The following is a 255-nucleotide window of genomic DNA, read 5'->3' as shown; positions in this document are numbered from 1 at the left end:
AATCGCTGGCAACAAAGGATAAGGGTTGCGCTCGTTGCGGGACTTAACCCAACATTTCACAACACGAGCTGACGACAGCCATGCAGCACCTGTCTCAGAGTTCCCGAAGGCACCAAAGCATCTCTGCTAAGTTCTCTGGATGTCAAGAGTAGGTAAGGTTCTTCGCGTTGCATCGAATTAAACCACATGCTCCACCGCTTGTGCGGGCCCCCGTCAATTCATTTGAGTTTTAACCTTGCGGCCGTACTCCCCAGG

Annotated in this window: 1 rRNA gene; it reads right to left on the bottom strand. The window is 52.2% G+C overall.

The features are described 5' to 3' along the window. A 16S ribosomal RNA gene (locus tag QSK07_RS22785) occupies positions 1-255 on the bottom strand; the annotation flags it as partial.

Source organism: Pantoea sp. QMID4 (genome assembly GCF_030270445.1).
Taxonomy (GTDB): Bacteria; Pseudomonadota; Gammaproteobacteria; order Enterobacterales; family Enterobacteriaceae; genus Pantoea; species Pantoea vagans.
Note: the sequence above shows the minus strand (reverse complement) of the source record. Positions and strands in the feature narration are given on the sequence as shown.